This is a genomic window from Amycolatopsis minnesotensis, from assembly GCF_039529815.1.
Taxonomy (GTDB): domain Bacteria; phylum Actinomycetota; class Actinomycetes; order Mycobacteriales; family Pseudonocardiaceae; genus Amycolatopsis; species Amycolatopsis minnesotensis.
In genome coordinates this window covers 1-26,185 of sequence record NZ_BAAANN010000066.1, presented here as the reverse complement: position 1 = coordinate 26,185, position 26,185 = coordinate 1, and the positions used below count along the sequence as shown (strand labels likewise).

At 67.5% G+C, this 26,185-nt stretch carries 30 protein-coding genes and 1 tRNA gene; 10 read left to right on the top strand and 21 right to left on the bottom strand.

What is annotated here, in order from left to right; all coding sequences use genetic code 11:
- Positions 1-126: 126 nt before the first annotated feature.
- The 3 genes from ABD256_RS42170 to ABD256_RS42160 all read right to left on the bottom strand — a co-directional run bounded on the left by ABD256_RS42170 (position 127) and on the right by ABD256_RS42160 (position 3,522).
- Positions 127-843, bottom strand: coding sequence for a hypothetical protein (locus ABD256_RS42170; RefSeq protein ID WP_344431700.1), 717 nt, complete (start codon positions 841-843; stop codon positions 127-129).
- Positions 844-1,476: 633 nt separating this feature from the next.
- A complete protein-coding gene (locus tag ABD256_RS42165) occupies positions 1,477-2,184 on the bottom strand; it encodes a creatininase family protein (RefSeq protein WP_344431698.1) in 708 nt (235 codons plus the stop codon).
- A gap of 30 nt (positions 2,185-2,214) precedes the next feature.
- A complete protein-coding gene (locus ABD256_RS42160) occupies positions 2,215-3,522 on the bottom strand; it encodes an NsdA family TPR-like regulatory protein (protein ID WP_344431696.1) in 1,308 nt (435 codons plus the stop codon).
- Positions 3,523-3,821: 299 nt separating this feature from the next.
- Here ABD256_RS42160 and ABD256_RS42155 point away from each other — a divergent pair, with 299 nt between their 5' ends.
- From ABD256_RS42155 to ABD256_RS42145, 3 genes are all read left to right on the top strand, one after another.
- Positions 3,822-4,082 carry a hypothetical protein gene (locus ABD256_RS42155; RefSeq protein WP_344431695.1) on the top strand — a complete coding sequence of 87 codons (261 nt, stop codon included), beginning with the start codon at positions 3,822-3,824 and terminating at the stop codon, positions 4,080-4,082.
- 104 nt (positions 4,083-4,186) lie between these two features.
- Positions 4,187-4,456, top strand: a complete 270-nt coding sequence (locus ABD256_RS42150; protein ID WP_344431693.1) for a hypothetical protein — start codon at positions 4,187-4,189, stop codon at positions 4,454-4,456.
- Positions 4,457-4,548: 92 nt separating this feature from the next.
- The gene (locus tag ABD256_RS42145) at positions 4,549-4,950 is read left to right on the top strand and encodes a hypothetical protein (protein WP_344431691.1); all 402 of its coding nucleotides are present in this window, start codon (positions 4,549-4,551) and stop codon (positions 4,948-4,950) included.
- Positions 4,951-5,224: 274 nt separating this feature from the next.
- On the opposite strand, the gene ABD256_RS42140 is transcribed toward ABD256_RS42145, so the two are convergent.
- The 3 genes from ABD256_RS42140 to ABD256_RS42130 form a co-directional block, all read right to left on the bottom strand.
- Entirely contained in the window at positions 5,225-6,436 is a 1,212-nt protein-coding gene (locus ABD256_RS42140; RefSeq protein WP_344431689.1) for a M20 family metallopeptidase, read from the bottom strand.
- A gap of 49 nt (positions 6,437-6,485) precedes the next feature.
- Positions 6,486-7,070: a hypothetical protein gene (locus ABD256_RS42135; RefSeq protein WP_344431687.1), complete on the bottom strand. Its 585-nt coding sequence runs from the start codon at positions 7,068-7,070 to the stop codon at positions 6,486-6,488.
- A 233-nt stretch (positions 7,071-7,303) separates the two neighbouring features.
- The gene (locus tag ABD256_RS42130; RefSeq protein ID WP_344431685.1) at positions 7,304-7,816 is read right to left on the bottom strand and encodes a hypothetical protein; all 513 of its coding nucleotides are present in this window, start codon (positions 7,814-7,816) and stop codon (positions 7,304-7,306) included.
- Between the two features lie 251 nt (positions 7,817-8,067).
- Between ABD256_RS42130 and ABD256_RS42125 the strand changes: the two genes are divergently transcribed.
- From ABD256_RS42125 to speD, 5 genes are read left to right on the top strand one after another with little or no spacing between them, the layout of a single operon-like run.
- Complete coding sequence (locus ABD256_RS42125) at positions 8,068-9,177, top strand: NAD(P)-dependent oxidoreductase (RefSeq protein WP_344431683.1); 1,110 nt, start codon at positions 8,068-8,070, stop codon at positions 9,175-9,177.
- Entirely contained in the window at positions 9,174-9,965 is a 792-nt protein-coding gene (locus ABD256_RS42120; RefSeq protein WP_344431681.1) for a class I SAM-dependent methyltransferase, read from the top strand. The genes ABD256_RS42125 and ABD256_RS42120 overlap by 4 nt, the downstream gene beginning before the upstream one ends.
- Positions 9,962-10,690 (top strand): class I SAM-dependent methyltransferase, encoded by a 729-nt coding sequence (locus ABD256_RS42115; RefSeq protein WP_344431680.1) that lies wholly within the window; start codon positions 9,962-9,964, stop codon positions 10,688-10,690. Before ABD256_RS42120 ends, ABD256_RS42115 begins: the two co-directional genes overlap by 4 nt.
- The gene (locus ABD256_RS42110; protein WP_344431678.1) at positions 10,651-11,799 is read left to right on the top strand and encodes a hypothetical protein; all 1,149 of its coding nucleotides are present in this window, start codon (positions 10,651-10,653) and stop codon (positions 11,797-11,799) included. Before ABD256_RS42115 ends, ABD256_RS42110 begins: the two co-directional genes overlap by 40 nt.
- A 20-nt stretch (positions 11,800-11,819) precedes the next feature.
- Positions 11,820-12,182, top strand: coding sequence for an S-adenosylmethionine decarboxylase (gene speD / locus ABD256_RS42105; RefSeq protein ID WP_344431676.1), 363 nt, complete (start codon positions 11,820-11,822; stop codon positions 12,180-12,182).
- Between the two features lie 388 nt (positions 12,183-12,570).
- Here speD and ABD256_RS42100 read toward each other — a convergent pair.
- The 13 genes from ABD256_RS42100 to ABD256_RS42040 form a co-directional block, all read right to left on the bottom strand.
- Positions 12,571-12,643, bottom strand: a tRNA-Lys gene (locus ABD256_RS42100).
- 125 nt (positions 12,644-12,768) lie between these two features.
- Positions 12,769-13,398, bottom strand: a complete 630-nt coding sequence (locus ABD256_RS42095) for a hypothetical protein (RefSeq protein ID WP_344431674.1) — start codon at positions 13,396-13,398, stop codon at positions 12,769-12,771.
- Complete coding sequence (locus ABD256_RS42090; RefSeq protein WP_344431673.1) at positions 13,395-14,216, bottom strand: SAM-dependent methyltransferase; 822 nt, start codon at positions 14,214-14,216, stop codon at positions 13,395-13,397. Before ABD256_RS42090 ends, ABD256_RS42095 begins: the two co-directional genes overlap by 4 nt.
- A gap of 92 nt (positions 14,217-14,308) precedes the next feature.
- Positions 14,309-15,190 carry a S1 family peptidase gene (locus ABD256_RS42085; RefSeq protein ID WP_344431671.1) on the bottom strand — a complete coding sequence of 294 codons (882 nt, stop codon included), beginning with the start codon at positions 15,188-15,190 and terminating at the stop codon, positions 14,309-14,311.
- Positions 15,191-15,328: 138 nt separating this feature from the next.
- A complete protein-coding gene (locus ABD256_RS42080) occupies positions 15,329-15,901 on the bottom strand; it encodes a hypothetical protein (RefSeq protein ID WP_344431669.1) in 573 nt (190 codons plus the stop codon).
- Between the two features lie 111 nt (positions 15,902-16,012).
- Complete coding sequence (locus tag ABD256_RS42075; RefSeq protein ID WP_344431668.1) at positions 16,013-16,471, bottom strand: helix-turn-helix domain-containing protein; 459 nt, start codon at positions 16,469-16,471, stop codon at positions 16,013-16,015.
- 911 nt (positions 16,472-17,382) lie between these two features.
- Positions 17,383-18,393: an SAM-dependent methyltransferase gene (locus tag ABD256_RS42070; protein ID WP_344431665.1), complete on the bottom strand. Its 1,011-nt coding sequence runs from the start codon at positions 18,391-18,393 to the stop codon at positions 17,383-17,385.
- Positions 18,390-18,866 (bottom strand): hypothetical protein, encoded by a 477-nt coding sequence (locus ABD256_RS42065; protein ID WP_344431663.1) that lies wholly within the window; start codon positions 18,864-18,866, stop codon positions 18,390-18,392. Before ABD256_RS42065 ends, ABD256_RS42070 begins: the two co-directional genes overlap by 4 nt.
- A gap of 126 nt (positions 18,867-18,992) precedes the next feature.
- Positions 18,993-19,613 carry a hypothetical protein gene (locus ABD256_RS42060; protein ID WP_344431661.1) on the bottom strand — a complete coding sequence of 207 codons (621 nt, stop codon included), beginning with the start codon at positions 19,611-19,613 and terminating at the stop codon, positions 18,993-18,995.
- Positions 19,610-19,828 carry a hypothetical protein gene (locus ABD256_RS42055; protein ID WP_344431659.1) on the bottom strand — a complete coding sequence of 73 codons (219 nt, stop codon included), beginning with the start codon at positions 19,826-19,828 and terminating at the stop codon, positions 19,610-19,612. Before ABD256_RS42055 ends, ABD256_RS42060 begins: the two co-directional genes overlap by 4 nt.
- Positions 19,829-19,919: 91 nt before the next feature.
- Positions 19,920-21,095 (bottom strand): hypothetical protein, encoded by a 1,176-nt coding sequence (locus tag ABD256_RS42050; protein WP_344431657.1) that lies wholly within the window; start codon positions 21,093-21,095, stop codon positions 19,920-19,922.
- Between the two features lie 240 nt (positions 21,096-21,335).
- Positions 21,336-21,494: a hypothetical protein gene (locus tag ABD256_RS42045; RefSeq protein ID WP_344431655.1), complete on the bottom strand. Its 159-nt coding sequence runs from the start codon at positions 21,492-21,494 to the stop codon at positions 21,336-21,338.
- A 333-nt stretch (positions 21,495-21,827) separates the two neighbouring features.
- The gene (locus tag ABD256_RS42040) at positions 21,828-23,027 is read right to left on the bottom strand and encodes a helix-turn-helix domain-containing protein (protein ID WP_344431653.1); all 1,200 of its coding nucleotides are present in this window, start codon (positions 23,025-23,027) and stop codon (positions 21,828-21,830) included.
- An 89-nt stretch (positions 23,028-23,116) separates the two neighbouring features.
- Here ABD256_RS42040 and ABD256_RS42035 point away from each other — a divergent pair, with 89 nt between their 5' ends.
- Positions 23,117-23,818 (top strand): HAD family hydrolase, encoded by a 702-nt coding sequence (locus tag ABD256_RS42035; RefSeq protein WP_344431651.1) that lies wholly within the window; start codon positions 23,117-23,119, stop codon positions 23,816-23,818.
- Positions 23,819-23,881: 63 nt separating this feature from the next.
- Here ABD256_RS42035 and ABD256_RS42030 read toward each other — a convergent pair whose 3' ends face one another.
- Positions 23,882-24,112, bottom strand: coding sequence for a DUF397 domain-containing protein (locus tag ABD256_RS42030; protein ID WP_344431649.1), 231 nt, complete (start codon positions 24,110-24,112; stop codon positions 23,882-23,884).
- 33 nt (positions 24,113-24,145) lie between these two features.
- The gene (locus ABD256_RS42025) at positions 24,146-25,003 is read right to left on the bottom strand and encodes a helix-turn-helix domain-containing protein (protein WP_344431647.1); all 858 of its coding nucleotides are present in this window, start codon (positions 25,001-25,003) and stop codon (positions 24,146-24,148) included.
- A 177-nt stretch (positions 25,004-25,180) separates the two neighbouring features.
- On the opposite strand from ABD256_RS42025, the gene ABD256_RS42020 reads away from it, so the two are divergent.
- Entirely contained in the window at positions 25,181-25,570 is a 390-nt protein-coding gene (locus ABD256_RS42020; RefSeq protein WP_344431645.1) for a spirocyclase AveC family protein, read from the top strand.
- Positions 25,571-26,185: the final 615 nt, after the last annotated feature.

The window sequence follows — 26,185 nt, the reverse complement described above, 5'->3', positions numbered from 1 at the left end:
CCGCTATGACCGCTACGCCAACCACTTTTGCGCCTTCCTCACCCTCGCCGCCACGCTTACCTGCTACAAGAAACTCACCAAATGAGACACGCTCTAAATGCCTGTAGGTTGACCGCTCTTGTAGGCTCACCGCTTCTGCGCGAAATGCGCTTTGTCCTCGCCGGCAGTCCCGACCTCGATCGCGACGTCGCCGGGGCTGTCGAGGAACCCGATGCGGAACGTAAGGCTCTTGCCGGATAGAACGTCCTGGCTGGGTACACCACTGAAGCCGCCTGCGGTGTCGAAGACCTGCTCGGCCGGAGTGCTTCCAGCGGTGGCTTGGATGAGCAGCATCGCGGCCGGCCAGGGCTTTGCCGAGTGGTTGGCGACCGTCACCTGGTAGCTCACTCCTTTGGCATTCTGCTTCGGCATGGCGTACGTGCCGGTGGTGAAGCCCTTGGGCTCGGCGACCGTAATGTCGATGTCGGTTCCGCGGTGGGTGTCGCCGACGGCGTAGGTTTGGCTGCTGGCCTCGAAACCGGCCGCGGGAGCGCCGAGTTCATTGAGCTTCTTTACGGCGGCGTTCTGCGCAAGCAGCGTGAAGACGATGGCTAAGACGCACAGCACCGTGCCGATAGTGGCAAGGATTCTCTTGCTGCCGAACAAGGCAATAATTCCCAAAACGACGCCAACGCCAGCGACCACTACGGTGGCGTTGTTCAAGAAGAGCACCGGAGAACCGACCACTCCGATGATGCCCGAGATGAGCGCCGTCCAAGCCAGCCCCTTGAACTTCGATGGCTTCGACGAGGCGGATGGCGGTGGCGTGGACTGGAGTGGCGGCGGGACGGGCGTGGTGGTCATGGGGCGCTCCTAGGCGGGCAGGACGCCTGGCCTAGCACCAGGCCGTCGTTGGTGATTGCCCATCAGGTCGAAAACTGGTTGCGTGCTGTTACCCGAATGTGGCGCCGTAACTGGAACGTCACCACAAATCACCCAGAAGTGGCTTGTGGAGCAGTAAAACAGTCCTGACAACGAGGTTTGGGCACATCTGGAGAAAAGATCATGGGCAGCCCCTGTCGCAAGGCTGATCAGCGACGCATCAGCACAGGTGACGTGCTGAGCAAGATCTAAATGTTGACCTGTCCACTAAAAATATCAGCTTGATCGAGAGCATGCTCCGCTCACCCGGGCCGAGTGTTCGACATCTTCGTCGCCAAGCAGGGCTGCCAGACTGTGAACGGTATTGTTATTGACCTGCGGATGTCATTTTATGCTTGCGGCGAGAGTGGGAATAATAGTCGCCGGTTTTCGTTAAGATCACATGGCGTGGTGCTTCGCAAAGGGCTGTTATACGAGACTCGGGTTGGCAACTTCACTTCTCGGTTGCCGCCTATCGTTTGCTCGTCCGCGCCCAGCCCAGTGTCGCCGCCATACCTCGGCTGTCCCCTCGACGGGGCTCCACCCGGCGCCGCGTCTCTCTAGCTGCCCCGGTCCTTAGCCGCCCAACACGTTGAGGTGGTCAACGAAGGACGCCACCAGGCTGTCGAGCGCGGCTTCGCCCTTCGCTGGTGTGGCAGCGGATGGGCGTCCGATAATACCGCTGGCGCTGTACGCCTTCACGCCAGTGACCAAGAGATGGGGGCGATGGCTGGCGTCGTGGTCAGCGGTGGTGTAGCTGTCGCGGACCAACTCCGGGCGGGCGTGCAGCAGGATCGAGGTCTCCATCTCGCCGCCATGCATGTCGTCGTGGTTCGACGTGACCATGCCCGCCGCATTGCGAGCGGCGTTCCAGTCGTCACGTCCGGGAAACAGGGTGACGTTGCCGCCGTCGACATTGGCTTCCTGGGTGATGTTGGACAGGATGTAGTTACCGCCGTGGCCATTGACCAGGACGAGTTTCGTGATGCCAGAGCGCGCCAGTGACGCTCGGATGTCCCTGATGATGGCGATCAAGGTGCCGGCGCTGATGCTGACCGTGCCGGCGAAGCCTTCGTGCTCGTGCGAGCACGAGACCGTGATCGGCGGCAGCAGAAGGAGGTTGTAGGTCTCGGCCAGCTTGGTAGCGATCAGGCAGGCAACCACGGTATCCGTAGCCAGCGGCAGATGGTCGCCATGCTGCTCGAAGCTGCCGACGGGCAAAACGGCGACACGGGCATCACGACGAGCTTCGTCGGTGGCGGTGGCGTCGGGCAGCAGGTCCATGCACGCTCCTTGGTAACGGGGAGATGATCTCTACCGTAGAGCGAGCTGGATGGTGCGACGAAGGTAGTGGGCTTGGTCGGCAGCACCGGCTGAGGTCAACAGCTCCGATGTCCGTCGGAGCTGGCGGGCGGTGCGTTGGGATCGGGTGTCAGACGCGATGGTCAGGGAATGTTGCGCCACGGAGAACGCCTCGTCGAGTTGGCCGCTGCCAGCATGAGCGACGGCCAAGCGGGCCAGGCAAAGCCCAAGGTCTCGGCGGAAATGGGGGTTCCAGCGCGCCAGGCCCTGCGGCAGCGTGGCGAGCGCCTTCGCGGGCTTGCCGAGTTCGACCCAGCAATGGGCGGCTTCCATCTCCACGTAACCAGGGGTGCAGTAGCCCGCGATGTCGGTCTCGTCGTCGGGGGCGTCGACCGCGTGTTGGAGGGCCTGATCGAGGACGCGAGCACAGGCATCGTGGTCGCCAGCGAGGGCGTACCCGTGGGCTTCCTGGCGCAACGCCACGGCCTTGAGCCGGGGTGTCAAGGCGGCCGGGTTCTGCAGCGCGGCCTGGGCAAAGGTGACAACGAGCGCGGGATTCCGGGCGTCGCTGGCGATATTGCTTTTGCGCATCCGGATGTAGGAGATCAGGTGCAGGTCGGCGGCTTCTTCGGCGAAGGCGAGCGCGGTGTTTGACCAGTGCGTGGCGGCTTGCAGGTGGCCGGTGTCCTGATGCAGCCAGCCGGTGAACTCGGCGAAGCGAGCGGACACGCCGAGCAGTTGGGCGTGGGTACGCCCGCGGCTGCCTTGCAACAGATGCTCAATGACGACCATGTGCTGTGCCGCGATGGGAAGTAAGGAGTGAGATCCCGTCAGGTTGTCGGTGGCCGCATACTGCTGCAGCGTGATCAACAGCGACTCGGCCAGGGCAGGTTCCGTGCGAGCCGTCGCGGCGGGCACCGTCACCCCACCGGGTAGGCAGACGTCAGCTTCGAGCTGACAGACGTCGGCGTCCCTCGCCTCCGACCACGGCACCGTCGGCGATGCAAATTCCCGTGGCGCCTGTGAAATGCCGGTGTTGCCGACGCGCTCTGAGGTGATCCCCGAAGGCTGGTAGGACTCGGGGCCTTCAGCGTGGAGGGTCGTGAGTGGCGCCCTGCCATGCAGGAGTTCGTCAAGCCGGTCGACGGTCACGCCCAGCAACTTGGCGAGCTTCGGCCGCTTGTACGGCACCGGCTCGGTTCGCCCGCGCTCCCAGTTGCTGATCGAGCTGGGGGCGACGTGAAGCGCTTCGGCCAGCGACTCTTGGCTGTGTCCGGCCATCTTGCGGGCCCGGACCAGCGCGTCGCGCCGTATAGCCATCGGTATCCCCTCGGGTGCAGGCGGTGACGCTAGTCACATTACCGCAGGTCAGACCCCGGGGTTACGGGAGACCTGACGAAACCTCCGCCGGTTTTGCCTGGTCCAGGCGATATCTGGCCCTCAAGGTCATTCCCAGGCACCCCGGCGTCCGGTCGAACCGTCTCTCCCGACCCACAGCGGGCAAGTTCCGGGCTCCCGTCGACCCACCCCTTCAGGGGTGTAGTGCCCGGGACGCGGGCCGGTCCCGGGCGTCGGGTGTCGCCAGGCACGAAACTCAAATCCTGAAGGAGCACGGGGACATGCCCACTGGCACCGACGACCTGCTACGCGCCCTCGGCGCGGTGCAGCGGCGTCTGCCGGAAGTCATGCTGGCGCTGGCGTACGGCGGCGTAGCAGCGGACAAGCAGCACGAATTCGCCAGCCGGGTGTGCGAAGTGGGCGAGCTGCTTCACCAGCACGCCGACCGCCACACGGCCGAAGACATCCGGTGGGCGCTTCTCGAAGTGGAACTGCCGGAGGTCCGCTCGGCGTTTGATGACGCCGAGCGAGATCGCTCATGACCACGCAGCCGTCACTGCCAGCCGACTGGTACAGCCCGACCTGGTGGGACTCCCACCAGCGAGGCACCCACGACCGGCCGCGGCCGGGCACACAGGTACGAATCGTGGGAGCCAGCCAGTATCAGGGACGGACTGGCACCGTCACCTACTACGAAGGCCAGTGGAATAGCAGCACGTTTCCCGTGCGCATCGAGTTCACCGGCGTGAGCATGCTCTTCACGGTGGACGAGGTCGAGGAGCTGGCGGCCGGCGCCGCCTCGTCAGCTATAACTGCGGTGGCCGAGGCGATTGCCGCCATCGCGCCGGACAACCCCGGTTCCGGCCAGCGGCGGGCATCGGCGAAGACCCCAGCACTACGCCGGGGAGCGGCGTAGTGGGGTGGAAGACGCCGAGCGTTCGCCTGCCGGGTTGGCCACCCCTTAGCCACGACCGTTTGGGGACGCCGAGCACCCTGGACTGGTTATCCGTGGCGCCGGACGGGGAACTGTCGGTATGGACCTCGGACAACGTGCAGGGCTACTCGCCCCACCACGACATCTGGGTCCAGTGGGTGCTGTTCCAAGATGTGTACGGCTTGATCTGCCCGCCGGGCCGTCGCCACATTCGCGATGTCCAGGCTATCCATTCGTCTCAGGGCACGGTCCTGTCCCCGCGCCGCCGCGGCGACGACCGCGCGATCTGGTCAACCAACTTGCCCGCCACCGCCATGGTCGAAGCGTTGCCGGTTGCGGCCGGAGACACCACGTTGTACGGCATGGTGGCGTGGCTGGGAGCGCTGTCAGCTCCCGAGGGGTTGCATGGCACGCTCGCCGACAGCCAGCTCAACGAACTGGCTGATCTGGCTGAGCACCACGGTGCAGGTGGTTGATTCGTGAGCACGAGCAGCCAGCGGGAACGGGCGTCGGGTGCCAACGCAGTCCAGGCCCCGGCAGCGAATCCTGTTGCGGCGCAACAACAGTCGCAATTGCGCCGGTGCTGCCTCGACGTGACAGCGGCGGCCGTGGTGGTGGCAAGCCGGGGTTTCTCCTTTTCTAGTAAAGAAAGTAGATCGCATGACCGGCAATGAACGCGACGCGGCTACGGCCGCGGACGAGCAGTTGGCGACGACGGCCTCTCACTGATCTTCGGAGCACGGGCGGCAGCTACGTGCCCAAGAGTGTGAGTGCGGCGGTGTGGTAGATGGCTTGGATGGTGGGGATGGTGTTGGTGCGGATGCGTTCGTCGGTGCCGTGGAGGCCGATGTAGTTGACGCCGAAGCCGGCGGTGGCGGGGATGTTCATTCCGGCGAGGTAGTTGCCGATGTTGGACGGACCGGCGATTTTGGGTTCGACTTCGACACCGACAGTTGTGGCGGCGTCGAGGATCGCGGTGCGGAGGCGGGAGTCCTCGGCGAGGGCGAACGCGGGCCAGCGGGTGTCGACCTGGATGAGGGTGGGCTGTGTTCCGGGCCAGGCGTCGTCGACTTGGGCGACGAGGTGTTTGAGCAGGCGGGCGGCGTCTTCGTCGTCGAAGGTCCGGGTGGTGCGAATGTCGACGTTGAGGGTGCATAGGTCCGGTGTGACCGAGTAACCCTGGCCGCCTTCGATCGCGGTCACGGTGAGCTTGCCGGCCATCGGGAATTCGGAACTGGCGCTGCCGGGGAGGTCGGCGGCCGACAGTACCCGGATCAGGTTGGCGGCTTTCTCGATGGCGCTCGGGGTGGTTCTGCTGCTGCCGGAGTGCGAGGCTACGCCGTGTACGTGCAGTTTGGCGCGGTGCACGCCGCGGCCGCCGACGACGAGTTTGTCCATTCCGGGGTAGCCGATCATCACCCCGGCCACATCATCGGGCGCGTCCGGGCCCTCGAAGTAGCGTTTCGCGCCACCGAAGGCACCGGTGTGTTCATCGACGTCGAACAGCAGCACCAGGCTGCCGTATAGCCGGTCAGTGATGGTGGCGAGCCGGGTGGCGATGTGGCAGAAGATCGCGGCGCCGGATTTGGAGTCGGCGCTGCCTCGCCCGTGAAGCCAGCCGTCTTCGATGATTGCCGAGGTCGGCGGGTGAGTCCAGGCGGTTTCGTCGCCGAAGGGCGCGGTGTCCAGGCAGGCGTTGAGCACCCAGCGGGGACCGGGGCGGGCTCCGCGGATCTCGCAGGTGAGACCGACGGTGGCACCGGTCTTGTCCTTGAGTACCGCAGCCGAGAGGCCGCGCTCGTCCAGCCAGCTGCTCAGCCGGTTGATGAGCGGTTCGTAGGGGTCGATTCCGCCTCGGCTGGGGAGGGCGACGAGGTCGCGGGTCAGGGCGATGACCGATTCGTGGTCTTCGCGGGCTGCGGCCAGCACGTCGTGCTCGCCGCTGTGGTTGATCGGGTTCACGATCGGCACCTCCTTTCGCCCATCTGCTGCTGGGTGTTGTCGCTGGCGTTTAGCTTCGCACGGTCGGCAGGCCGCGCAGGGCTTGGTCGTTTTCGACCCGGCGGGCGCCGGCGTAGAGCTGTCGTGCGTGGTCGATCAGTCGTTCGGCGACCGCGGCTTCGAACAGGACCCCGGAGTCGAACGCCTCAGAGGAGGTAAGGGAGGGGACCGGGACGACGGCGGTGGACTCCGAGGCGCAGAAGAAACGTTCCGGGGTTCCGGGATCGTCCTCGACGATGCCGATGTGCAGCGTTTTCAGTCCGAGGCTGCGGTCGTGCGGATCGCGGATCTTCACCAGCCGCAACAGATGGTCCTTGAGAACTTGGTGGCGCGGCGGGCCGAACAGCACGCGGTAGTGCACCAGTTCGGGCCGCTGCGCCAGTGTGGCTTCGATGGCGTCGAGGTAGGTCGCGTCACGGGAGCGCGATCCCACGACCGCCAGGTACTGGCTCGCGTCGCGGACTACCTCGGTCATGGCGGCGCGCAGGTCGCGATGACCGACCAACAGCCGTGGTGTCTCGGATGCGGCGGTGAGCTGCTGGTCCTGGTGGGCGAAAAGCACTTCCGGGGGCTGGGCGTAGTAGTCGGCGAGCATCTTGCGGTACTTGATACTGGTGATGTGCTTGCCCAGCTCCCAACCGGACAACATGCTCGGCGTGACGCCGGAGGAGTCTTCTTTCGACCGTGTGTCGAGGTCTTCGCAGACCTGCTCCAGGGTGGCCGGGATCGACCGGCGCGCGTTCCGCAGCGGGGATACACCCGAGATAGCTGCGGAGTTTCTGCCGTGCGCACTCCTCGCCATCTCGCCCCCTCCCGTTCCTGTGGCGATCAGGCTACGGAGGCGGGGTGTTCCACGACCAGCTCTCGCACCGGTTCGGCGGATATGAGCTTGTCGCACACCCCCGCGAGTGCGGGGTTCTTGTCCACCAACGTGTAGCCCTGCGGGGGATGGAATTTGCCGAGCATTCCGGTCAGGTCCTCGGCGGTGAAACCCGGGAACTCGCGCACCTTCTTGATCGGCAGCGCGAATCCGTTCTCCAGGTCCTTGAGGTAGGCGAAAACCGATTCCCCGTTACCGACACGGGCCTGCTCGGCGATCTCGGCGATCCGGGCCGGGCGGGCGACGACGGCGTCGTCCAGATCGATCACCGCGGCCAGTTTGGATACCGGCGCGGTGAGATAGACGAACCAGGTGGTGGGCCGGTCGGCGAGATAACGGCGACGGAACTCGTGCCGCTTGAGCCGCTGCCAGATCAACTCGTAGTACTCGGGGTTGAGCGACATCAGCACGCGCTCGACCGGGAGGTCGACCTCCGCGGTGCCGAACAGGTCGTCCTGCACTCCAGGCTCCCGTCATGACGATGGTGCCGCCGCGACAGCGGCCTGCCAAGGCAACGAAGTGTAATCACCCGGATGCGCGGCGCCTCGTTCAGACACCTCCGCTCGCCTGCTCACCTGCGTTTTCGACGCGGCAGTGAACAACGAATCCACAACCGGTGCGCAACGGCCGCGAACACGGTGACCTGGCCCAAATATTCACCGGGCGTGACGCTTCTCCTACAGCCAGTACGAGAAATCTTGTGGAGGCGCAGATGCCCGCCAGCACCGAGCCCATCATCGGCTTCCCGCGCGAATCCACCGCCGGGGATCGGCGCACCCTGCTCACCCCGGAGGTCGCGTATGTCCTGGCCGACGCGGGGTTCCGCGTGCTCACCGAACCCGGCGTCGGCGCGGGAATCTTTCGCAGCGACGCCGAGCTGGCCGCCGCGGGCGTGCGTTTCGCCGCCCCGGAGAAGGTCTGGGCAGCGCCGCTGGTGCTGCGCTACAAGTCCACCAACCCCGGCGAGCTGTCTCGTTTGCGGCCGGGCCAGTCGATCGGCGCGCTGTTCCACGCCGAGGGCGACCCCGCCCTGCTCGCCGCCGTGGCGAAAAGAGGCATCACGGCCTACAGCTACGAGTTCCTGGAGGAAGACGGGCGCTTCCCGCTGGCCACGCCGGGCGGGGAGATCGCCGGCATCCAGGCGATTTTGTATGGGGCGCAAGCACTTCAGACTGTCCACGGTGGACGCGGGGTGCTGCTGGCCGAGGTCACGGGCGCGGCTGCGCCCCAGGTGGTGGTGATCGGGTGCGGCACCGTCGGCTCGGCCGCGGCCCGGACCGCGGCCGCGCTCGGCGCGCGGGTCACCATCCTCGCCCGCTCGCAGGACTCGGCGAGCCGGTATCTACCGGACGCCCCGGCCGGAGCGCGGGTCGCGGTCAACACCCCGGAGGTGCGCTCGGGGGCACTGGCCGCTGCGGACCTCGTGGTCGGCGCGATCCTGGTCTCCACCTTCGACACGCCTGCGATGATCATCGAGGCCGATCTGCGGGGGATGAAGACCGGTGCGGTGATCGTGGACGCCACTTGCGGATATGGCGATGGCTACCTGCCCACCGCCGGGCCGGTGCAGCAGCCCGGCGACGCCCCGCGGCTGGCCTGCGGCGTGCTGCACGTCAAGCTCGACACCCTCCCGGCGTTGGTGCCGGTGACGACGACCGCGGCCTACACCACCAACGCCGCCCCGTACCTGGTGCGCCTGGCCTGTGTCGCCGTGTCCGGTGCGAGCGATCCGGCGATCGAGACAGCCCGGATCGCCCACGACGGCCGGTTGGTGCACCCGGTGTGCCGTCAGCACGCCGCGTTCTACGGAGTTCCGGCGTGACCGCGCCCAGCGACGCCGCCACGGTGGTCGGGACCTACGCGCGGCGCGCACAGTTCGCCCGCGCTGAAACCACCGCCGTTACCCGGCCCCGGCTGCTGCCCAAGCTCCTGCGCACCGGCCCGCGCGTAGCGGAAATCCCTTGCGGCGCAGGGCATTTCCTGACCGAGTATGCCCGGACCTGTGTCGCGGTGACGCTCGTGGACGCGTGCCCGCACATGCTGGCCGCCGCCGTCGAGCACGCGGTCCTCGCCGGTATTCCCGTTGACCGCACCGTGCCGACGGTGACCTACCTGCAGGAGTTGGAGTTCCTCGCCGAGGTCGACGTCGTGGTGGCGCCGAACGCCGCCCTGAACCAGCTCGCCCGCCAAGCCTCGCTGACCGTCATGCTGACCGCGCTGCGACGCGTGCTCCGTCCCGGTGCCGAGGTGCTCGCGCAGGTGGCGTGCACCTATCCCGGTGGTGGGGTGGACTCCGCCACCTTCTACGACGCCGCGCGGCAGCATGGAGTGTGGTTTCCCGACCGCTGGCTCGATCCCGCGCACACCGGCGGGGCGGTCCTGCGGTGTCGCCGCCAGCACCGCGACGACGACCGGCTGCGCATCGACTTCGCCTATCTCGACGCCACCGGGCACACCCTCCACGCCACCACGGTCGAGCTGACGTTGTTCTCCGCCCGGCGCCTGCGGGACGCGTTCACCGCCGCGGGGTTCGTCCGCGTCCGCTTCCTGCCCGGACTGGACGGACTGTCCGAAGTCCTCGCCGTCACCGGGCCAGGAGCCGAGTCGTGAGTGGCGGCGAGACCGTGGCGGGCGCGGAAGAGTACTGGCGGCGCTACTACGCCGAGCAGTTCCGCTTCGGTCTGGGCACCGAGGACATCCTCGCCGCCCTGATGATCGTCCCGCCCGTCGTGACCTGGATGGACCTGGGCTGCGGGTCGGAGTCGCTGCTGTGGGCTATCGCCCTGCGAGCCCGGCACCTTGTCGCGGTCGACGTCGATCCCGCCCGGCTGGAGATCCTGGGCCAGTTCGCCGGCCTCGGCCGACCCCGCGGCGTGCACACCACCGCGCTGGCGCTCTGCGGACGCGCCGACCCGGACGATTTCCCGGCACGCTGCCGCTCGCTGGCCGCGCGGGTCCGCGCCGACTGCCTGACCGGGCCGCTCCCCGCCGCCCTGACTGAGAGCACCGTCGACCTGGTGACCCAGTTCGGGTTGCTCGGCCTGTGCCGCGACGACGAGCACTTCACCACCCGGTTCGCCGAGATCCACCGCCTACTCACCCCCGGTGGCTGGGCCGCGGGCGCCAACTGGGTCACCCACGACCCCCGTGGCCGGGTCAAGCTGACCTCGCGGCTCTACCAGAACGCCGCCGCCAGGGCGGGCGTGCACCTGCCGCACCTCACGCGGATCACGACCGCCGACCCCGAATTTCCCGCCGTGTGGACCTATGTCGGAAAGACAGGAAGGACACCGTCATGCCCGCCACACCACCGTCACCAGCCGCCCCCGAGCTGATCTTCGCCCCGGTCGGAATCGCACACCTGACCCACGACAACACCGATCTGCTGCGCGCCGCGGCCCGCGACAAGCAGCGGCTGCGCGTCACGACCGCGGCGCAGCTCAACGGCACCCCACACATCGGCACCGTCGTCACCGTGCTCTCGGTGTTCGCCGTCGCCGCCCGCGCCGCCGACGTCTTGGACCTTCCGACAACGGTCATCTTCGACGCGCTGGACAACGCCCCGGCCGAACAGATCGATATCGACGGCGAGACCTACACCCGCACCGTGGGCGACCTCATCGACACCGGCCACCTCGACCGCGCGGACCGGGTCTCCGGGTTCGAGCGGCTGCTGCGGTGGGCGGCGGCCCGCTCGCGGGTGCGCTACGAATTCCGGCCGTACTCGATCTACCAAGCACTGCCGCCGGTACGGGCCTGCCTGCACGCCATGGCGTCCCGGCTGGAGGACTTCCGGTCGATCGTGGCGCCGGCCGACGGGATCGTCCGCATCCGCCCGCGCTGCCCGCAGTGTCGCCTGATGGAGAAATCCGCAAAGAACCTGTCCATCATCGCGGGCGACGGAGTTGTCCACCTTGACTCGCCCTGCCCGGTCCACGGCCGATACCGGGAGACCATCGACATCACTGGCTCGGACGGCTGGTACGACGCGAACACCCCGGTCCGTTCGATCCAGAAAGGATTCCTGCTCTCCGCCGAACGCGACCTGTACCAGGCGTGCTCAGTGTCCGTGGACGGCGCCGACTGGGGCGGAGCGTGGCACGCCCACGTTCTGGCACCAGCACTGGCCACACTGGGCATCCCGGCCGCCGACTGGCCCGTCAGCGTGTTCACCCCACTCGTGCTCGACCGCAGCGGCGGCAAACTCTCCAAGAGCCTCTACGTCCGCTACGGTGCCGCCTACGCCGACCTGCCCGAGGCCTTCCTCAACCTCGAAGTCCTACTCGACCAGCACGGCGACAACGCGCTGGACGCGATCTGGACCGAAGTCACCCGCTGGACAGCCGAACCGCGCCGGCTGCACCGCTCCTACACCGTCGACTACCTCGCCAACCTCATCCGAACCCCCGCCAGCGACCCCGTCCTCGACCAGCGCTCGGCCTGACCAACCCCGGAGGCTCTCCCGTGATCAACGCCGTCTACGACATCACCGGCTGCACCACCAACCCCGAACCCTCCGAGCTGCTGAACGCCATGCGCGCCGCCGTCGCCCAGCTCGGTTGCACTGTGCTTGGCGAACTACCGGTGGTGTTCCAGCCGCACGGCGCCACCTGCGTGCTGGTGCTGGCCGAATCCCACCTGACCGTCTCGACCTGGCCCGAGTATCAGCTCGCGCACGTCGATCTGTTCACCTGCCGTGCCGATACCGAACCCGAAAACGCGATCGCACCGATCCTCGTCGCACTCGGCGGCCGGACCGTGCACGGCCAGCGAATCGGCCGACTTGGCCCCACCGGCTCGCCGCCGGTAGGAGCGGATGTTCGGTGACCGGCCTCTTGCTGTAACCCATGCCCGGATGATCTGGCCGGACCTACTTGGGTGTCGGATGGCGGAATTGCCGGTCGATTCCTACCAAAGGACCGTCGCGGTACCTGGCGGGCCCACTGACTCAAGACCGGCCATTACCGCACCCGCGCCGAGATCGAGGCCCTGCTCGACGGACTGGAACTCGTGCCGCCCGGCTTGGTGGCATTCGACGACTAGTGGCCCGACGGACCCAGCCTGACGGCCCCGACACCAACCCAGCGCCTCGGACTCGCCGCCGTCGGAATCACACCCTGAGCGACTTCACCCAGGGGAACCTCACACAACCTCGCCAGCCGAGACCGCCTCACCGAACTCAACAGAAAAGACAGCTTGACCTGCGGAAATCTTGTGGGCCGCCAGGGGCTCGAACCCTGGACCCAAGGATTAAAAGTCCTTTGCTCTACCAACTGAGCTAGCGGCCCGCGAGGACAGCTTAGCGGGAGGCGGCCGGAGGCTGTGCGGCCTGGGTGCGTTGTCGACCTGGGCACCACGGGGAATCGCTGGCTTGAGACTCCCGGGCAGTATGGCGGCTGTCGGTGTCGACGTGTCATCCACGGGTCCGGCCACCGAGTCCGTCGACGTCGGTCGCTCCTGGCGTGGGGGCACCTTGATGGCATTCGGCACAGGCGTGGGCCTCGGTGGGGATCGGGGCGTCGACGAGACCGATCAGCGCGCACCGGGTGAAGGCGGCCGTGTACTCGCCGAATCGAGTCGTTACCGGGGTGTCGCTGATCCTGTGCACGGTCTGCGGGGTGGTGAAGCCGATACACGGCTCGCCGGCCGTTGCAGTCGTGGGCGGCTCGGGGGCGGCGGGCGTGAAGAGGTCGTCGAGGTCGAACGATGGCCACGGCGGCTCCGATTCCGGGTCCTCGTGCTGGCTGCTGGGGTGGGGCCGCAGAGGATGGACGGTGGCCAGGGCCGGTCGCTGTTCCGTGGGCACGGCGGTGGGCGAGCCCGCGGGTGAGGCGGCTGGATGCACGGTTCGCCTCGGGCGACCGGGCGGACGGATCTGGATGCCAGTGGCGACCAGGTGGGCGCGGACGGTCTTGGCGGACATGCGGTAGCGGCGAGCGAGGCATTGAAGGGACGCGCCCGCTTCGTACCGGCTGGCCATGCCAGGTGGAGCCGGTCGGCGAGTCCTCGGGGCGGTGATGGCGCTGCCGGTGTGGCTGCTCATGTCTGTTCCTGGACGTCAGTGCCGGATTTGTGCGCGGCGACGCAGTGCAGGAACGGGCCGTCGTGATGGTCGGTCGGGATCGGGTCGAGGTCGGCCAGCCAGTCGTTGAGGGTGCGGCGGGATCGGGCGGTGAGGGGTTGGTCGATGCCGCGGTAGAGGTTCAGCGCGGCCGACAAGCGACGGTGGTCCTCGGGCTTGTCCGGCGTGGTGAGGTGGGAGATCGCGAGGTAGCTGCCGGGGGCGAGGGCATCGCGGTAGCGGGCGAGGATGTCGGCGGGTTTGTGCCGGTCGGGAACGTGGTGCAGCACAGCGGTGGCCAACAGGAGCACGGGTTGGGCCAGGTCGAGCGTGGACCGCACTGCTGTGCTGGTCAGGATCGCGTCGGGGTCGCGCAGGTCGGCGGTGAGGATCTCGCTCGCCGGGTTGGGATGCTGTTGCCGGGCGATCGTGTAGGCGGCGGTCACGATGGGGTCGTAGTCGACATACACCGCGCGGATTCCGGGCCGGGCGAGCGTGGCCTGGTGCCGCCAGACGGGCCCGGTGGGCATGCCGCAGCCGAGGACGAGGACCTGCCGGATCCCGTGGGCGAGCGCGTGATGCAGCATTTCGGTGGCGAAGGCGACGTTGCGGCGGACGATCTCCTCGACGGGAAGCAGGAGGGCGACTTGTTCGCCGAAATGCCGGTCGACGGCGGTGTTGTGGCTGTCTCCGGCCGCCCAGTCGGCGATCCGGGCCGCGTTGGGGTCTTCGAACCGGAGGAAGTCCGGTGTCGGCCACCGTGGAGCATCGTTCGCGGTCGCGTTTGTCGAGTGGCTCATCGGCGTGGTCGTCCCCGAGTTCAGGTCCTGATCCGGCGGAGCCCGGGTGCCGCGCTGTGCTGGGCACGGGCGCGGCAGCCCGGGCTTGGTGGTTAGGTGGCGTTGCCGGTGCGGGCGACGTGGTAGATCCAGTCCCAGGAGTCCGGCGAGCTGGTGTACACGTCGGGGGCCGTGCCGCAGAATTCGGTGGCGGCGCGGCTGGTGCCGCCGACGAGCTGCTGCACTCCGTTGACCGTGGCCAGGGCGGGCCCGCCGGAGTCTCCGTAGCAGCTGCCGTCACTGCCGGAGGGATTGTCGGTACAGATCTCGCCGGCGGACATGGCCGCGTCGGCGCAGCGGGAGGGCGCGGTGACGCGGGTGTCGAGTTGTTGCAGGTGCAGCGGCAGGTCGGCGCTGGTGCTGTCGGGTTCGGTCACGCCCCAGCCGTAGAGGCTGATCGTGCTGCCCCGGCGGGCGGTGTCGCGCGCCAGTTGCACGGTCGGCCGCTGGAGCAGGTGATCGAGCTTGAGCATGGCGATGTCGGAGACCTTCTTCTGGGGCGCGCCTTGGGCCCAGTTCCAGCCAGGGTGGACCACGATCTTGGTCACGGTCGCGGTTTCCCCGCCGGAGAGCCGATCGAGGCTGCCGACCCGGACGTGAAACCTCTTGTCCGCGGTCGGGATGGGTGCCGCGTCGGCGGCGAATCGCCGGGTCGTCGTGGGCGGCCCCGACGGAGGGTCGGTGACGCAGTGCGCGGCGGTGACCACCCAGCCCCGGAACACCAACGCCCCGCCGCAGGTGTGGTAGTTGACGTACTTGGCGCCGTGCGCGGGTGCGTCGTACTGCAGCGAGGTGATACCGGCCGGCGCGCTCGCGGCCGGATGTCCGCCGACGAGCATCGGCTCGACCGGAGGCGGGGTGTCGGCGACCGCTGCGGTCACCGGGGCGGTCAGCGCGGCGGCGATGCTCACCGTGACGGCTGCTGCGAACGACATGATCTTTCTGTTCACGAAGGTTGTCTTTCCTATCTGTAAAGAAAAGCGACAATCTGTCCACAATGGATTCGCGGGGCCCCGGGCGTCGGGTGGTGGCCCGCGGCCTGGCTGGCTGAACGGCATCGGCGACGGGCCCGGCTAGCCGACGGCGTTATCGCGTTCGTTCACGGCGTGCAGGGCGGGTTTGTCGTGTCCCGGCACGCCGGTTCGGCAGGGCTCGCTGGGATTGTCGTTGCTGCCGCACGGGCCGAAGATCAGGCAACGGGAGATCTCGTCGGGGTGGAGCGTGCGCGCATGGCGCTCCAGCTGGGCGAGCACGTCGGGGAAGACGCCGGTGTGCAGGCCGGTGATGAGTGGTGTGCTGCGGTGACGGGGGCAGCCGATGATGGTGCCGCACGAGGTGAAGCGGGCGACCCAGTGTTCACCGTCGCGGTAGAGGTCGCATTCGAGTTCGTTCAGGCCGATATCAGCTGCGGGGTATCGGCGGTTGTCGTCGTTGAGCGCGTCGCCGAAACTCGCTGGGTAGTAGAAGTTGGCGACGATGTCTGAGTCGCGATCGAGGATTGTCCAGTCGCGATAGGTAAACCAGGCGATAAGCGGGTCGATGGTTCCGTCGTCGGCGGGCAGGGGCAGGCTGGCGTGGCCGGTTTCGATGACGGGATCGAGTAGTTTCCGGGCGCGGGTCAGCAGGGTGTCGAAGAGCTGGAGCATCCTGTTGGTGGCCTTCCAATGGTGTGTCGGTAGTCGGTGTTGCGTGCCGTCCGGGTACGGGCTCGGGTGGGCCGTTGGCGGTTGATTCCGTGCGCGGGAACTCGCGTTTTTCTATGTCCCAGCGGTTTCGGAGTGCGTAGCGTTGTTGAGGTAGCGATGGCCGCGGGTGTGGAAGTCTTCGATGGCCAGCGCGGTGAACTGGTCCAGCGGCACCTGAAGTCCGGCGGTCAGGCCGACTACCAGCGGCACGGTGGTTACCGCGCGTCGGCCGACCTCGATCTGCCTGATCAGGACCTCGCTATAGCCCGAGGTATGTGCCAGGGCCGCGCGCGTGATACCGGCATGCAGGCGTGCCTGCTTGATACGCGCGCCCAGCGGCACAGAGAGCGTGCCGCTGGCTTCGGCGGAGGTGAGCAATGCGATCGTCGCGGCCTGATTGACCGGCGCCGGAGGCGGGCGAGGCTTCGACACGTTGAGACAGAGCGCGGCCCACCGCGGATTCCGTGCGACGACGTCCTCGGCAGCCAGCAATACCAACTGGAGCTGGCCGACCTTGAGCGGGCCCGCCACTCCAGTCAAGGTCGCAATGGTCTGGGTCGCGTGCGGTGCTTCAGCGTGGACGAGGCGCCTCCGGTCTATGCCTGTTTGCTGCGCTAATGCCCGCAAGGACCAACCCTGCGTTTTTCTCAGCGTTCGCAGACGGTCCCCGAAAGTGACAAGGGGAAGGCTGTCGCGGTCCCGATCAAGCTGTAGCCGTTGCTGAAACGCCCGATCCAGCATCCCCTCGCGCAGGGCTCGGGCATCCAACGCTGAGGGCGCCTTTCCCTGCCCGACTGGACTGGTGGCGTGGCGCCGGTCCGCCTGCCCGCCGTCAGCGGTAGCGGAGAGAACGTGGACGGCGGGTACAGTGGATGCGGAGAATCTGTTGGGGACCATGGCAATCGAGTGCTCCTGGACAAATGGGAGTGCGGTCTGTGGCTCCGTGTTCCGTGCGGGTTTGCTTGCGGTGGAGCGATTGTGCGTGCTCGGAGTGTGTGCCTGTGCCCACCAGGCGGCGGGCCGATAGTGGGAAGAAGGACCGCCATGGTGTCCGGCTAGCACGGTTCCTGCGGGCGCGGGCTCCCCTCAGTGGCGTTAGCGCCGTTCGGCCGTGTGGGCGGAGGATCGTGTCGTCGGTAGGGCCGGGTTCGTGGCCGTCCTGGTGGTGTGCGGATCGGGGGAAGCCGCAGTGTTGGCTGGTCGCGTTCCGGACTGGTGGCCCGGAGGTCGCGGTCGAGTAGCGGCCAGGCTGGGGGTGGTGGCTGTTTCTGCTCGGCTTCGACGCGGGCGGTTATTGCCGCGACGGAGTCCGGGCGCTCGTTCCAGCGCCGTCGCCGACGGCGAGCGCGGGCTCGCCCAGCGAGCACGGCGCCGGCCAGCAAGAGCGTGGCCGAAAGGCCGTCGAGGAGGGTCAGGCTCATCGTCAGGCCGGTCGTTGTAGATCATGATCTGCCCGTCTGGCTGGCCTGGGCGCCGTGCTCGGGGACGCGTCCGACCGCAGCGAGGGTGTAGGGCGCGCGAGGGTGGCGGGTCTCCTCCGCCTCGGGCCAGCACCGGGTCGTCGTGATACCCGGGTCGAGCAGATCGAGATCGGCGACCAGCCGGGCGAACTCGTCGATGCTGCAAGGCCGCGGGTGCGGAGGGGCGCAGCGCTGGTGTGCTCGGCACCAGCGGTCGGTCACCGAGCGCAGTGCCACGAGATCGTCAGGGTTCGCGGGCGCGAGCAACGGCTCGTCCGTCAGGTGCGTGATCGCGACCAGGCTTCCCGGGTGCAGATGTCGCGCCAGGCGCTGCGGCACGGAACGGCCGTCGATCTCGGGTTCGGCGAAGTGCACGAGGTCGACTGCCAGTACGCACACGCGCTGGGTGAGGTCCAGCAGCCCTTTCCTGGACAAGTGGGTGAGCATCTTGCCGACAGCGAAGACGTTTCCCCGCACCATGGCCGATCGGTGCCGAGCGCCGGGGTCGTCCTCGAAGTCGCCCTGACCGTGGGCGAGGACGAGCGGGTCGTGGTCGACGAGCACGATCGTGGGATCCTGCTCAGCATCCGCGCCGATCACCGCGGCGCGTGCTGCGCTGGTGTGCAGATGTCCTGACCCCAGTTCCACGAACTGGGTGATTCCTTCGGCTAGGGCGTACTCGATCACCCGGTAAGTGAAGGCGCGCCTCATGCGCAATGCTGTTTTCGCGTACGGGGCTATGCGTTTCAGTTCTTCGGCGACCATACGATCGAGCAGCCACGCCCGCTCGCCGTTGGCGACGATCGCGTTCTCCACTCGCGAGATATGCGTGTAACACAGGCATAAGCCCGGCAGTTCGCCCCAGTGGCGCTGCTGGCGAATCCGGCAGTGGGGCCCGATCGACGCCGCCCCACATCCACCGTGCGGAGAGAAGCACTTCCCGTTCCAGTAGTGCCCGCGCTCCTCGGGCATCGGCTCGATCGTCACGCTCATGCAGGTGCTCCCGCCAGTTCGGCGAGGTGTTCGGCGGCGTCGGTGAGGTCGGGCACCACGGCGACACGCGGGTCGCGGTCAACGTCGCCCGGGACGTCGATGTCGCGGGTGTTGACGAGCACGGCGGCCCGGCGCCCGGCGGCGAGCGCTCTCCGGATGTCTTCGGGCACCCGGCCCCTGAGGTGCACGATGTCGCTGACCGGCATCTGGTGCTCGGCTGCGATCGTGGTGCAGCACTGAAGCTGCGGTTTGCGCGCACGCAGCTGGTAGCTGGTGTAAATCCCGGCGAGGTGCTGCCCGCACTGGTCGAGAAGGGCACCCATCCTGGCGGGCCCGGCGACGCAGGAGACGTTCGACAACGCCACCATCGGGGCCAAGGCGGCGAGGCGCCCCAGCGCGGCCAGCGTGCCGGGGCAGGCGGTGAACCCGCCGGTCGGCCATATCTGCGGCCAGTCGGAGGGATTGATGAGCAACCGCGACGTGCCGGATGTTGCGGTCGATCTCGGCCGCGTTGTCCGGCGCCAGCGCGATCTCCCGCAGCACCTCCGCGGTGCCCGGGTGGTCGAATGAGCCAAGGGTGTGGCCCACGTCGGTGGTGATCAGCACGAGGCACCTCGCCGTCGGTGACGCGGCCCGGGTACGGCAAGGCGGGCGGTCACCGCTGCGGCCAGGACACCCAGCGCCTTGTGCAGTCCCTGATCGAGGTCGGAGAGCGCGGTGCCTGGCCCGGAGGTGTCCGGTGCGCTGTCGGGCTTGCGCATCACAGTGGCGAGCGCGATGAAGCTGTCCTTGTGGTTGACCCGCTTCGCCAGCCACAGCAGGAAACGACGCCGATCGATGATCCAGTGCGTCCCGAAGTTGATCACCGCACCGGCCAGCCGCGCACGCCACGGCAAACGCAGCCCGAGGGCGCGCGCGACGGCCTCGGTGACGACCAGCTGCCCCGCGGCGTAGGTCAACACATGAGCCGTGGCCGCGCGGCGCCCGACGGCACAGGCCGGCACCGGAGCCTCATGCTCACGCGCGACTTCGACCGCGGGCGCCGGTTCGCCATCGCTGGGATACACCAGCTCGTCGCCATGCAAGCCTTTGAGGACAGCATCTTTCGGCCGCTGTAGCCAATGATCCGCCCACAGATGCAGGCCGTGGAACGTGCTGGCGAGTGCCCCGAACACCGCTATTCGTTCCACGGCGCGGTCGGAAAAGTCGACCGTGGTCATTCGCCGTGCTCCTCGGTGCTGCGACCGGTGTCGTCGGAGCGCTTGTGGAACAACTCGAGGTAAACGTCCGCGTCGGACTCGCGATCGGTGCGGCGGGGCTGGTCGAGGTTGATGCCCCAGACCTGGACTTCGGCCTGTGCGGGGTCGGCCAACCACTCGGCCGCGGCGGCGAACACCTCGGCGCAGTCCCGGCCACTGACTGTCGTGCAGTCCACGGCGATGTCCGCAGTGAATTGTCGGCGTGGCATACGAACCTTCCTCTTCGAGATACTTCGGGTGAACGTGACCGGCGAGCGTGCGTTGTGCTCAGCCGGTGCCGGGAACCGACGGGGCGATGTGCTCACCGCCGGAGTCCTCGGCGGTCTGCTCGGCCATGACCGGTGTTCCGGTGGCCAACAGAAATTGGCGTGCTGCCGCGACCACCGAATGACGGGCGGGCACGGTGTAGCCACCGGTGCTAGCTCCGAAGCGCAGCCACGGCCCGAGCCGCGCCAGGTATGTCAGCCACAGCCGTTCGGCGATCGCGGGAATATCGGCTCGCAGCGCCCTGGCGGCGTGCCAGGAGTTCAGCAGCGGCTCGGGCCAGCCCCCGGCGACCCCCGGGCGTGACGCCACCACCTGGGCCGCCCGCGAGCACCGCGTCAGCATCGCGGTGAACACCTCCGGTGGCGGAAGCTGCCCCCTTGCCAACCCGAGATCGGCCACCCACGGCACCACCGGCGCCGGTTCGCGCACCGAGGAGGCGACCGACGCCAACCGCAGCGCGATCGGCAGCAGGGCGGACGCGTCGCCACGATCCACCGGATCCCGGTTCACCGACCGCGCGAACGCCCCTGGGTGCGGAACGCGCGGCGAGGTCTGCCCGACATCCAGACCGGCCTCGCGAACGGCCGCCAACAGACCGAGGCCGTGCCCGTGCTCCCAGCCCATACGCGTCAGGCCCCAGGACGGTGAGAGCGCGTCGGGTACGGCCTCGCCGGACAGCACCAGCGTGCGGGCCTGCGGATCGACCAGCGTCAACCCCAGCGCGGGGGCGCACAAGGGCCGCAGCACGTGGATGGCCAGCAGCCGCTGCCACCACGGCGCGGCCAATGGACTGCACACGACCCCCGGCCGTTCCTGGTCACGCAGTTGGCGCAAGGCCACCGCGAGCTGGGACTCCGCAGCCGGTGCGGTGAGATCCGCAGGTACGTCAGGATCGGCCAGCACCACATCCTCGGCACCGACCTGCGCGGCGTGCCGCAAACCCCTCGCGACCGCCGCACCCCACCCGGCATCGGGAACCATCAGCTCGACACGCGAACCACACAGGCGCGCGCTCTGGAACGCCGCGCGCGTCCTGATGTCCTCCGCCGTGCTGGTGTCCACCAGCACCGTGCTGACCGACCGGGCGAGCCCCGTCGCCAGTACCACCCGCTCGGTGTGCTCGGCGACAACCGCGACCGTGTCGGCATGCGCGCACGCGGGCAGCACGATCACCAACGGCGCAGGCGCAACGGTGCCGGTGAAGGATGGGGCGGCACGACCATCCGCGGGGTGGGGAGTCGGCGTGTTGCCAGATGGTCGTGCCGCCCCGCGCCCCACCTCACCTGCCGACCCCGGGGGACAAGCCGGGTCAGGCCGAGATGAGGACGTTGTTGGCTGGATTGGATCCGTCACGCTGGATCGCCTTGCGACCTGTGACGACTTCTCGGGCATATCATCGTGTTGACGTTCGTAGCCTCAACCGTGGCGGCGCCGGATCGCGGCGAGCCACTTTCCCTTTTCGTACATGACGAATTTGCGTGGTGAAGGACTACGGGAATTGAGCGAGAGAAACGGGTTACGCTGATAGACCTGCGCGACGCATTCGCGCGCGACGCTTTCCCGCCCGTCATCCATAACCGAACTGTCACTCTTCCCTCCCCTGTGAGGTAGGTCGTCCTGGCCCCCGCTGGGACGAACGAGGTTAAGCGCATGATGACGCGTTGAAGTGCCACCGAAGTAACACCGACACGATCACCAACTGGTGCCTACTGACTCCAACTCGGGCCAGCACTTGTGAGAACCCCGAGATATTTCAGCGGCTTGTCCCCACACTGCTCGACCAAAAGTCCGTTCCCGACGAATCCGTTCCTCCGTGTGCCCAGCCCCCAGCGCCGGGAGGTACGGTATTGCGGTTACCGGCTGGTAATACGAACTGTCAGTTCGGGTGCCTGAACGACGTGTCTGGCGTCAGTGGGGAAGGCCGACTCGGTTCGCGAGGCGGGAGGCTTCGACCGATACCGACCGTTGGCCGCGTTCGATCGTCGTGCGCAGCAGCTTGTGCGCCAAAGGCCGGAACTGGATGTCTTCCGGAGCTTCCCGGGCGGCTATCTGCAGCAGTTGGAGGCTGCGGGCATAGTCTCGGCGTTGCTGGTAGCCCCTGGCCTGGTCGAGCCGGAACGCGACCCGTCGTTCGATCGAGAAGGATTGTCCGGGCTGTATGCGCTCGGCGAGGCGCAGCCCTTCGACCGCGTCGCCGGATTCGACTTCGATGCTGACGGCGTACATGGCCACGTTCGTGGGGCCGAAGGCCGTCCAGCTGGTGTTGCGCTCGCCTGTTTTCTCGGCGAGGGGGGTGGCAAGCCGAAGCCGGTCGCGCGCGGCCCAGGCATCTCCCTTGCGCACAGCGGCGATCGCGGCGATGAGCAGCAGCGCTCCGGACAGAGCCAGGGCGTCGAGGTTACCGTTCGCCCGGAACGGGCGGAGATCGTCGACGGCGTGCATAGCGACCGCTTCAGCGCCCTCGGTCTGCCCGTCGGCCAACAGAACCTGGGTCAGGTTCCAGCGTGCCCCGGCCAGCCGGAAAGAGTTGTCCGCCGCTTCCGCGGCTCGGACTGCCCGATCGGCAACCAGCAACGACAGGTCGCCACGGCCAACTCGCTTGGTTACGGTGCGGAGCAAGCAGTAGAGGTCCGACGCCGAACCGAGCGCGGCGCGGCGGCTCGCCGCGTCGGCGTCACGAAGAGCGGCTTCTGTCTCACCGATGAGGGCGGGCAAGCAGGCGGTCAATGCGGTGTAGCGGCGCCGCGCGGTCTGCCAGGTCCTCCACGCATCGAGCACCGCACCGCGCACCGCCTCACTCCCGTGCTGGCTCGGCGACGGTGTCGCCGGGTTGACGAGAGCGCGATAGAGGGCATCACCGGCGGCACCGTCAGCGCGCTGCTGAGGTGGCGTCGGCACCACGCCGAGCAGGTCGCTGAGATCGACGTGCAGGACGGCGGCCAACTCCGCCAAAACGGCCAGCGTCGGGACTTTCTGACCACGCTCGATCTGATAGAGGTAATCGGGCGTGATGCCTGCCAGCCCGGCGACGACCGCCTTGGTTCGGCGAGCAGCGGTCCGGTAGAACCGGATCCGCTCGCCCACCACCTGCGCCAGATGATCGCCCATCACGAAGCCCCCGACCGCTCTCCAAGGTCGCGACCAGCGTAAACGACATCCTCCCGGGCTCGCCCTGCCGGCGGTGAAAGACTTTTCGCATGAGCGCGTCTGAACCGCCCCCAACGCTGGTGCTGTGGGATGTCGACCACACGCTGATCGAGACCCGTGGCGTGGGACGCGCGGTCTACGACCGCGCGTTCCACGCCGCGACGGGCAAACCGCTGGCCAGGCTCGCGGCGATCGCGGGCCGGACCGAGCTCGACATCATGGCCGAATCCCTGCGCATCAACGGTGTTGAACCCACCAGCGAAGCCGTTGAGCGGCTCGCGGCAGCCCTTGTCGCGGGCTACAACGAGATGGCCGGCGAACTCGCAACGACGGGTCGTGCGCTGCCTGGTGCCCAGCGGACCCTCGCCGCGCTGGCGGCCGATCCTCGCGCCCACCAAGGGGTGCTGACCGGCAATCTGCGTGAAGTCGCCCGGATCAAACTCGAAGTCTTCGGGCTGGCGCGGTACCTCGACCTGGACACCAGCGCCTTCGGTGACGACGACGCCAGCCGCCCGCGGCTCGTGCAGATCGCCCAACGCCGCGCCTGCGAGCGTCTCGGTGTGCCGCTTGATAACAGCCGCGTCGTGCTGATCGGCGACACGCCCAACGACATCCAGGCCGCGCTGGCTGCGGGCGTACGCGCGGTCGCCGTGGCGACCGGCAAGAGCACCGAAGACGAACTACGCGCGGCCGGCGCGGTTGACGTCGTTTCGGCACTGACCCCGGCCATGATCGAGCGGCTGGTGACCTGAACTCGCCCGGCGAGACGCCGCCGACCCACCATGCGATACGCCTGGACGAAGGATCACGGCCCCTCAGCGGTGCTGGAAGAATCCGGACTCGACCGCGCCGACGAAGGCGTTCCACTCGTCATTGTCGAACACGAGCACCGCGCCGTCCGGGTTCTGGCTGTCGCGCATGCCGACGGCGTCGCTGGTGAAGGAGAGTTCGACGCATTGGTTGCCGTTGGGATTGCTCAGGGGCGACTTGACCCACTCACGGAAGTCTGTGTCGAGGTGCGCCTTGTTGCCGTTCTGGATGTCCATGGCTGGGGAGATGCCTTCCGGTGGTCTGTGCGGCTACAAGCTGGCGGCGAAGTCAAGCAGGAAGCGCCGCGCCCGCTCCTGCCCGATGGCCGCGGCTTTCTGCTGGTCGAACAGGTCGAGGTAGCGGCTGGTCTTCTTGACTCCTTCGACGTACTCACCGCCGTCATGCTTTTCAAGGTAGACGATGCTCACCTGCGGATCCGCCTCATATTGGAACGCGGTGTAGTCGTGGCTCTGCCCCATGTAGTAGCCGATCTCGAAGGGGACGATCTGCAGCTCGACGTTGGGTCGGTCGATAACCTCGACCAGATGCATGACCTGGGGTTTCATCGCATCCGGGCCAAGAGGCGTACGTCGTAGTGCCGCCTCGTCGATGATGAACCAGAACTTCTGGTTCGCGTTGTCGAGCACCCGCTGCCGACCGAGCCGGTTCGCCGTGTCGCGGTCGATGTCGTCCTGGCTGGGCGAAGGGCGCCACGCGCGGAACTGCGCGCGCATGTACTCCTCGGTTTGCAGCAGACCGGGGATCACCATGGCCTGATGTGACAAGAGCTGGTTGCAGCTGGGTTCCATGTCCACCAGCAGTCGCATCTGCTGCTTGAACCGGGTGCTGAACGCGCCGCGTTTGGTGCGCCGGCTGCTCTCCGCTTGCAGCTCCTGCGCGTAGGCCGTGTCGGTGTCGACGGCGCCGTAGAGTTCCAGAAGGGCGTCGAGCTCCATGGCCTTGACGCCGCTGCCGCTCTCGATGTGCGCGATCTTGGACTGGCCGCAGCGCAGCCGTCGCGCGGCCTGCTCCTGGGTGACCTCGGCGCGGAGACGCTGACGTTCCAGTTCGGCGCCGAGCACGATCTTCATGACCGCGGGTGGCACCTGCTGCTGTTGCTGAGTCACGCCATCTCCTTACCGGATCCCGCTCGCGCCAACGGAGCGCACCCACAGATCACCCGTTCGGCCGACTATCTAACTTTCATATTCAAATTACATTCGATGGGTAGATCAGGAAAAACCCAGTACCGAGGGGAGTGCCCGGTGGCGACTATTAAAATTAGCATCGCCGCAGAGGTGGCTATGTCCGCCCCCGCGCAGGTGAGTCTCGCCGACACGCTCGTCGAGATCCCATGGATCATTTCCGGGGCCTTCGCCTACCCGTACGCGATCAGGGAGGTGTCACTGTTCGCCGGGCAGTGGTACCAGTTCCCGATCACCCATCCGCTGCTGATCGGATTGGCGTTCGTCGGGCCGGCGCTGTTGCTCTCCCATTCGCTCCGATTCACCGGCCGAAACCCCTTGTTCGCCGGCAGTGAGGGCCTGCGCGGCCCTGCTCAGCACATCTCGCGCCTGCTGGCGGGGGTGGGATTCGTCAGCGTGATGATGCTGATCTTCGCCATCGCGACCGCGGCGCTGTCCCTGGCCGGAGGGCCACCGCCCGACCTGCCCGCGTTTCTCCGCGTTCAGTGACCGGCGATCAGCTCGCGGCTGTAGCAGTGAGTTTGCCGGAGTCGAAAACCCGGAGGCGAGAAACAGGACTGCTCGCTTGATCACGCGGACGATGCCCTGAGCCAGTCAGACGGCTCGCACCATTCCATGGTGCGAGCCTCGGGCGATGCCACAGCCCTGCAATCGAAGATCCTTTCAAGATCATCGCGATCGGACACGCAGGCTCTTAAGACCGCGGACACAACTCGCCGGACCGCCCTGTCCGATAGCGCAACTCGCGCCAACCGCAACGACACGAAGATCCCGGCCACCTCGCGCAGCGCGGCCCGCACGGCCAGAGGTCGAAGACCGGATGGGCTTGACCGCAAAGATCATGCACACCATGAACAACGCCGCGACTGCCAGGCAGGAAACCCGGGCTCCGCACATGGCCACAGCCCCGATGCCCAACAGGTCAACCGTGCACAGAAGTGGCACTGGATCGATTGGCTCACCCGAGCCGATCTGCCCCCACATGTCGCCCTGCTGGCCACCACCGGTGCCAGCGGACGTGGAAAAGTCCGGGTGGGCGGACAGTTTGGTCCGGGTAGGCGGACATGAGATCTCCGGGTTGATGGACATGATTCCTCCGGGACA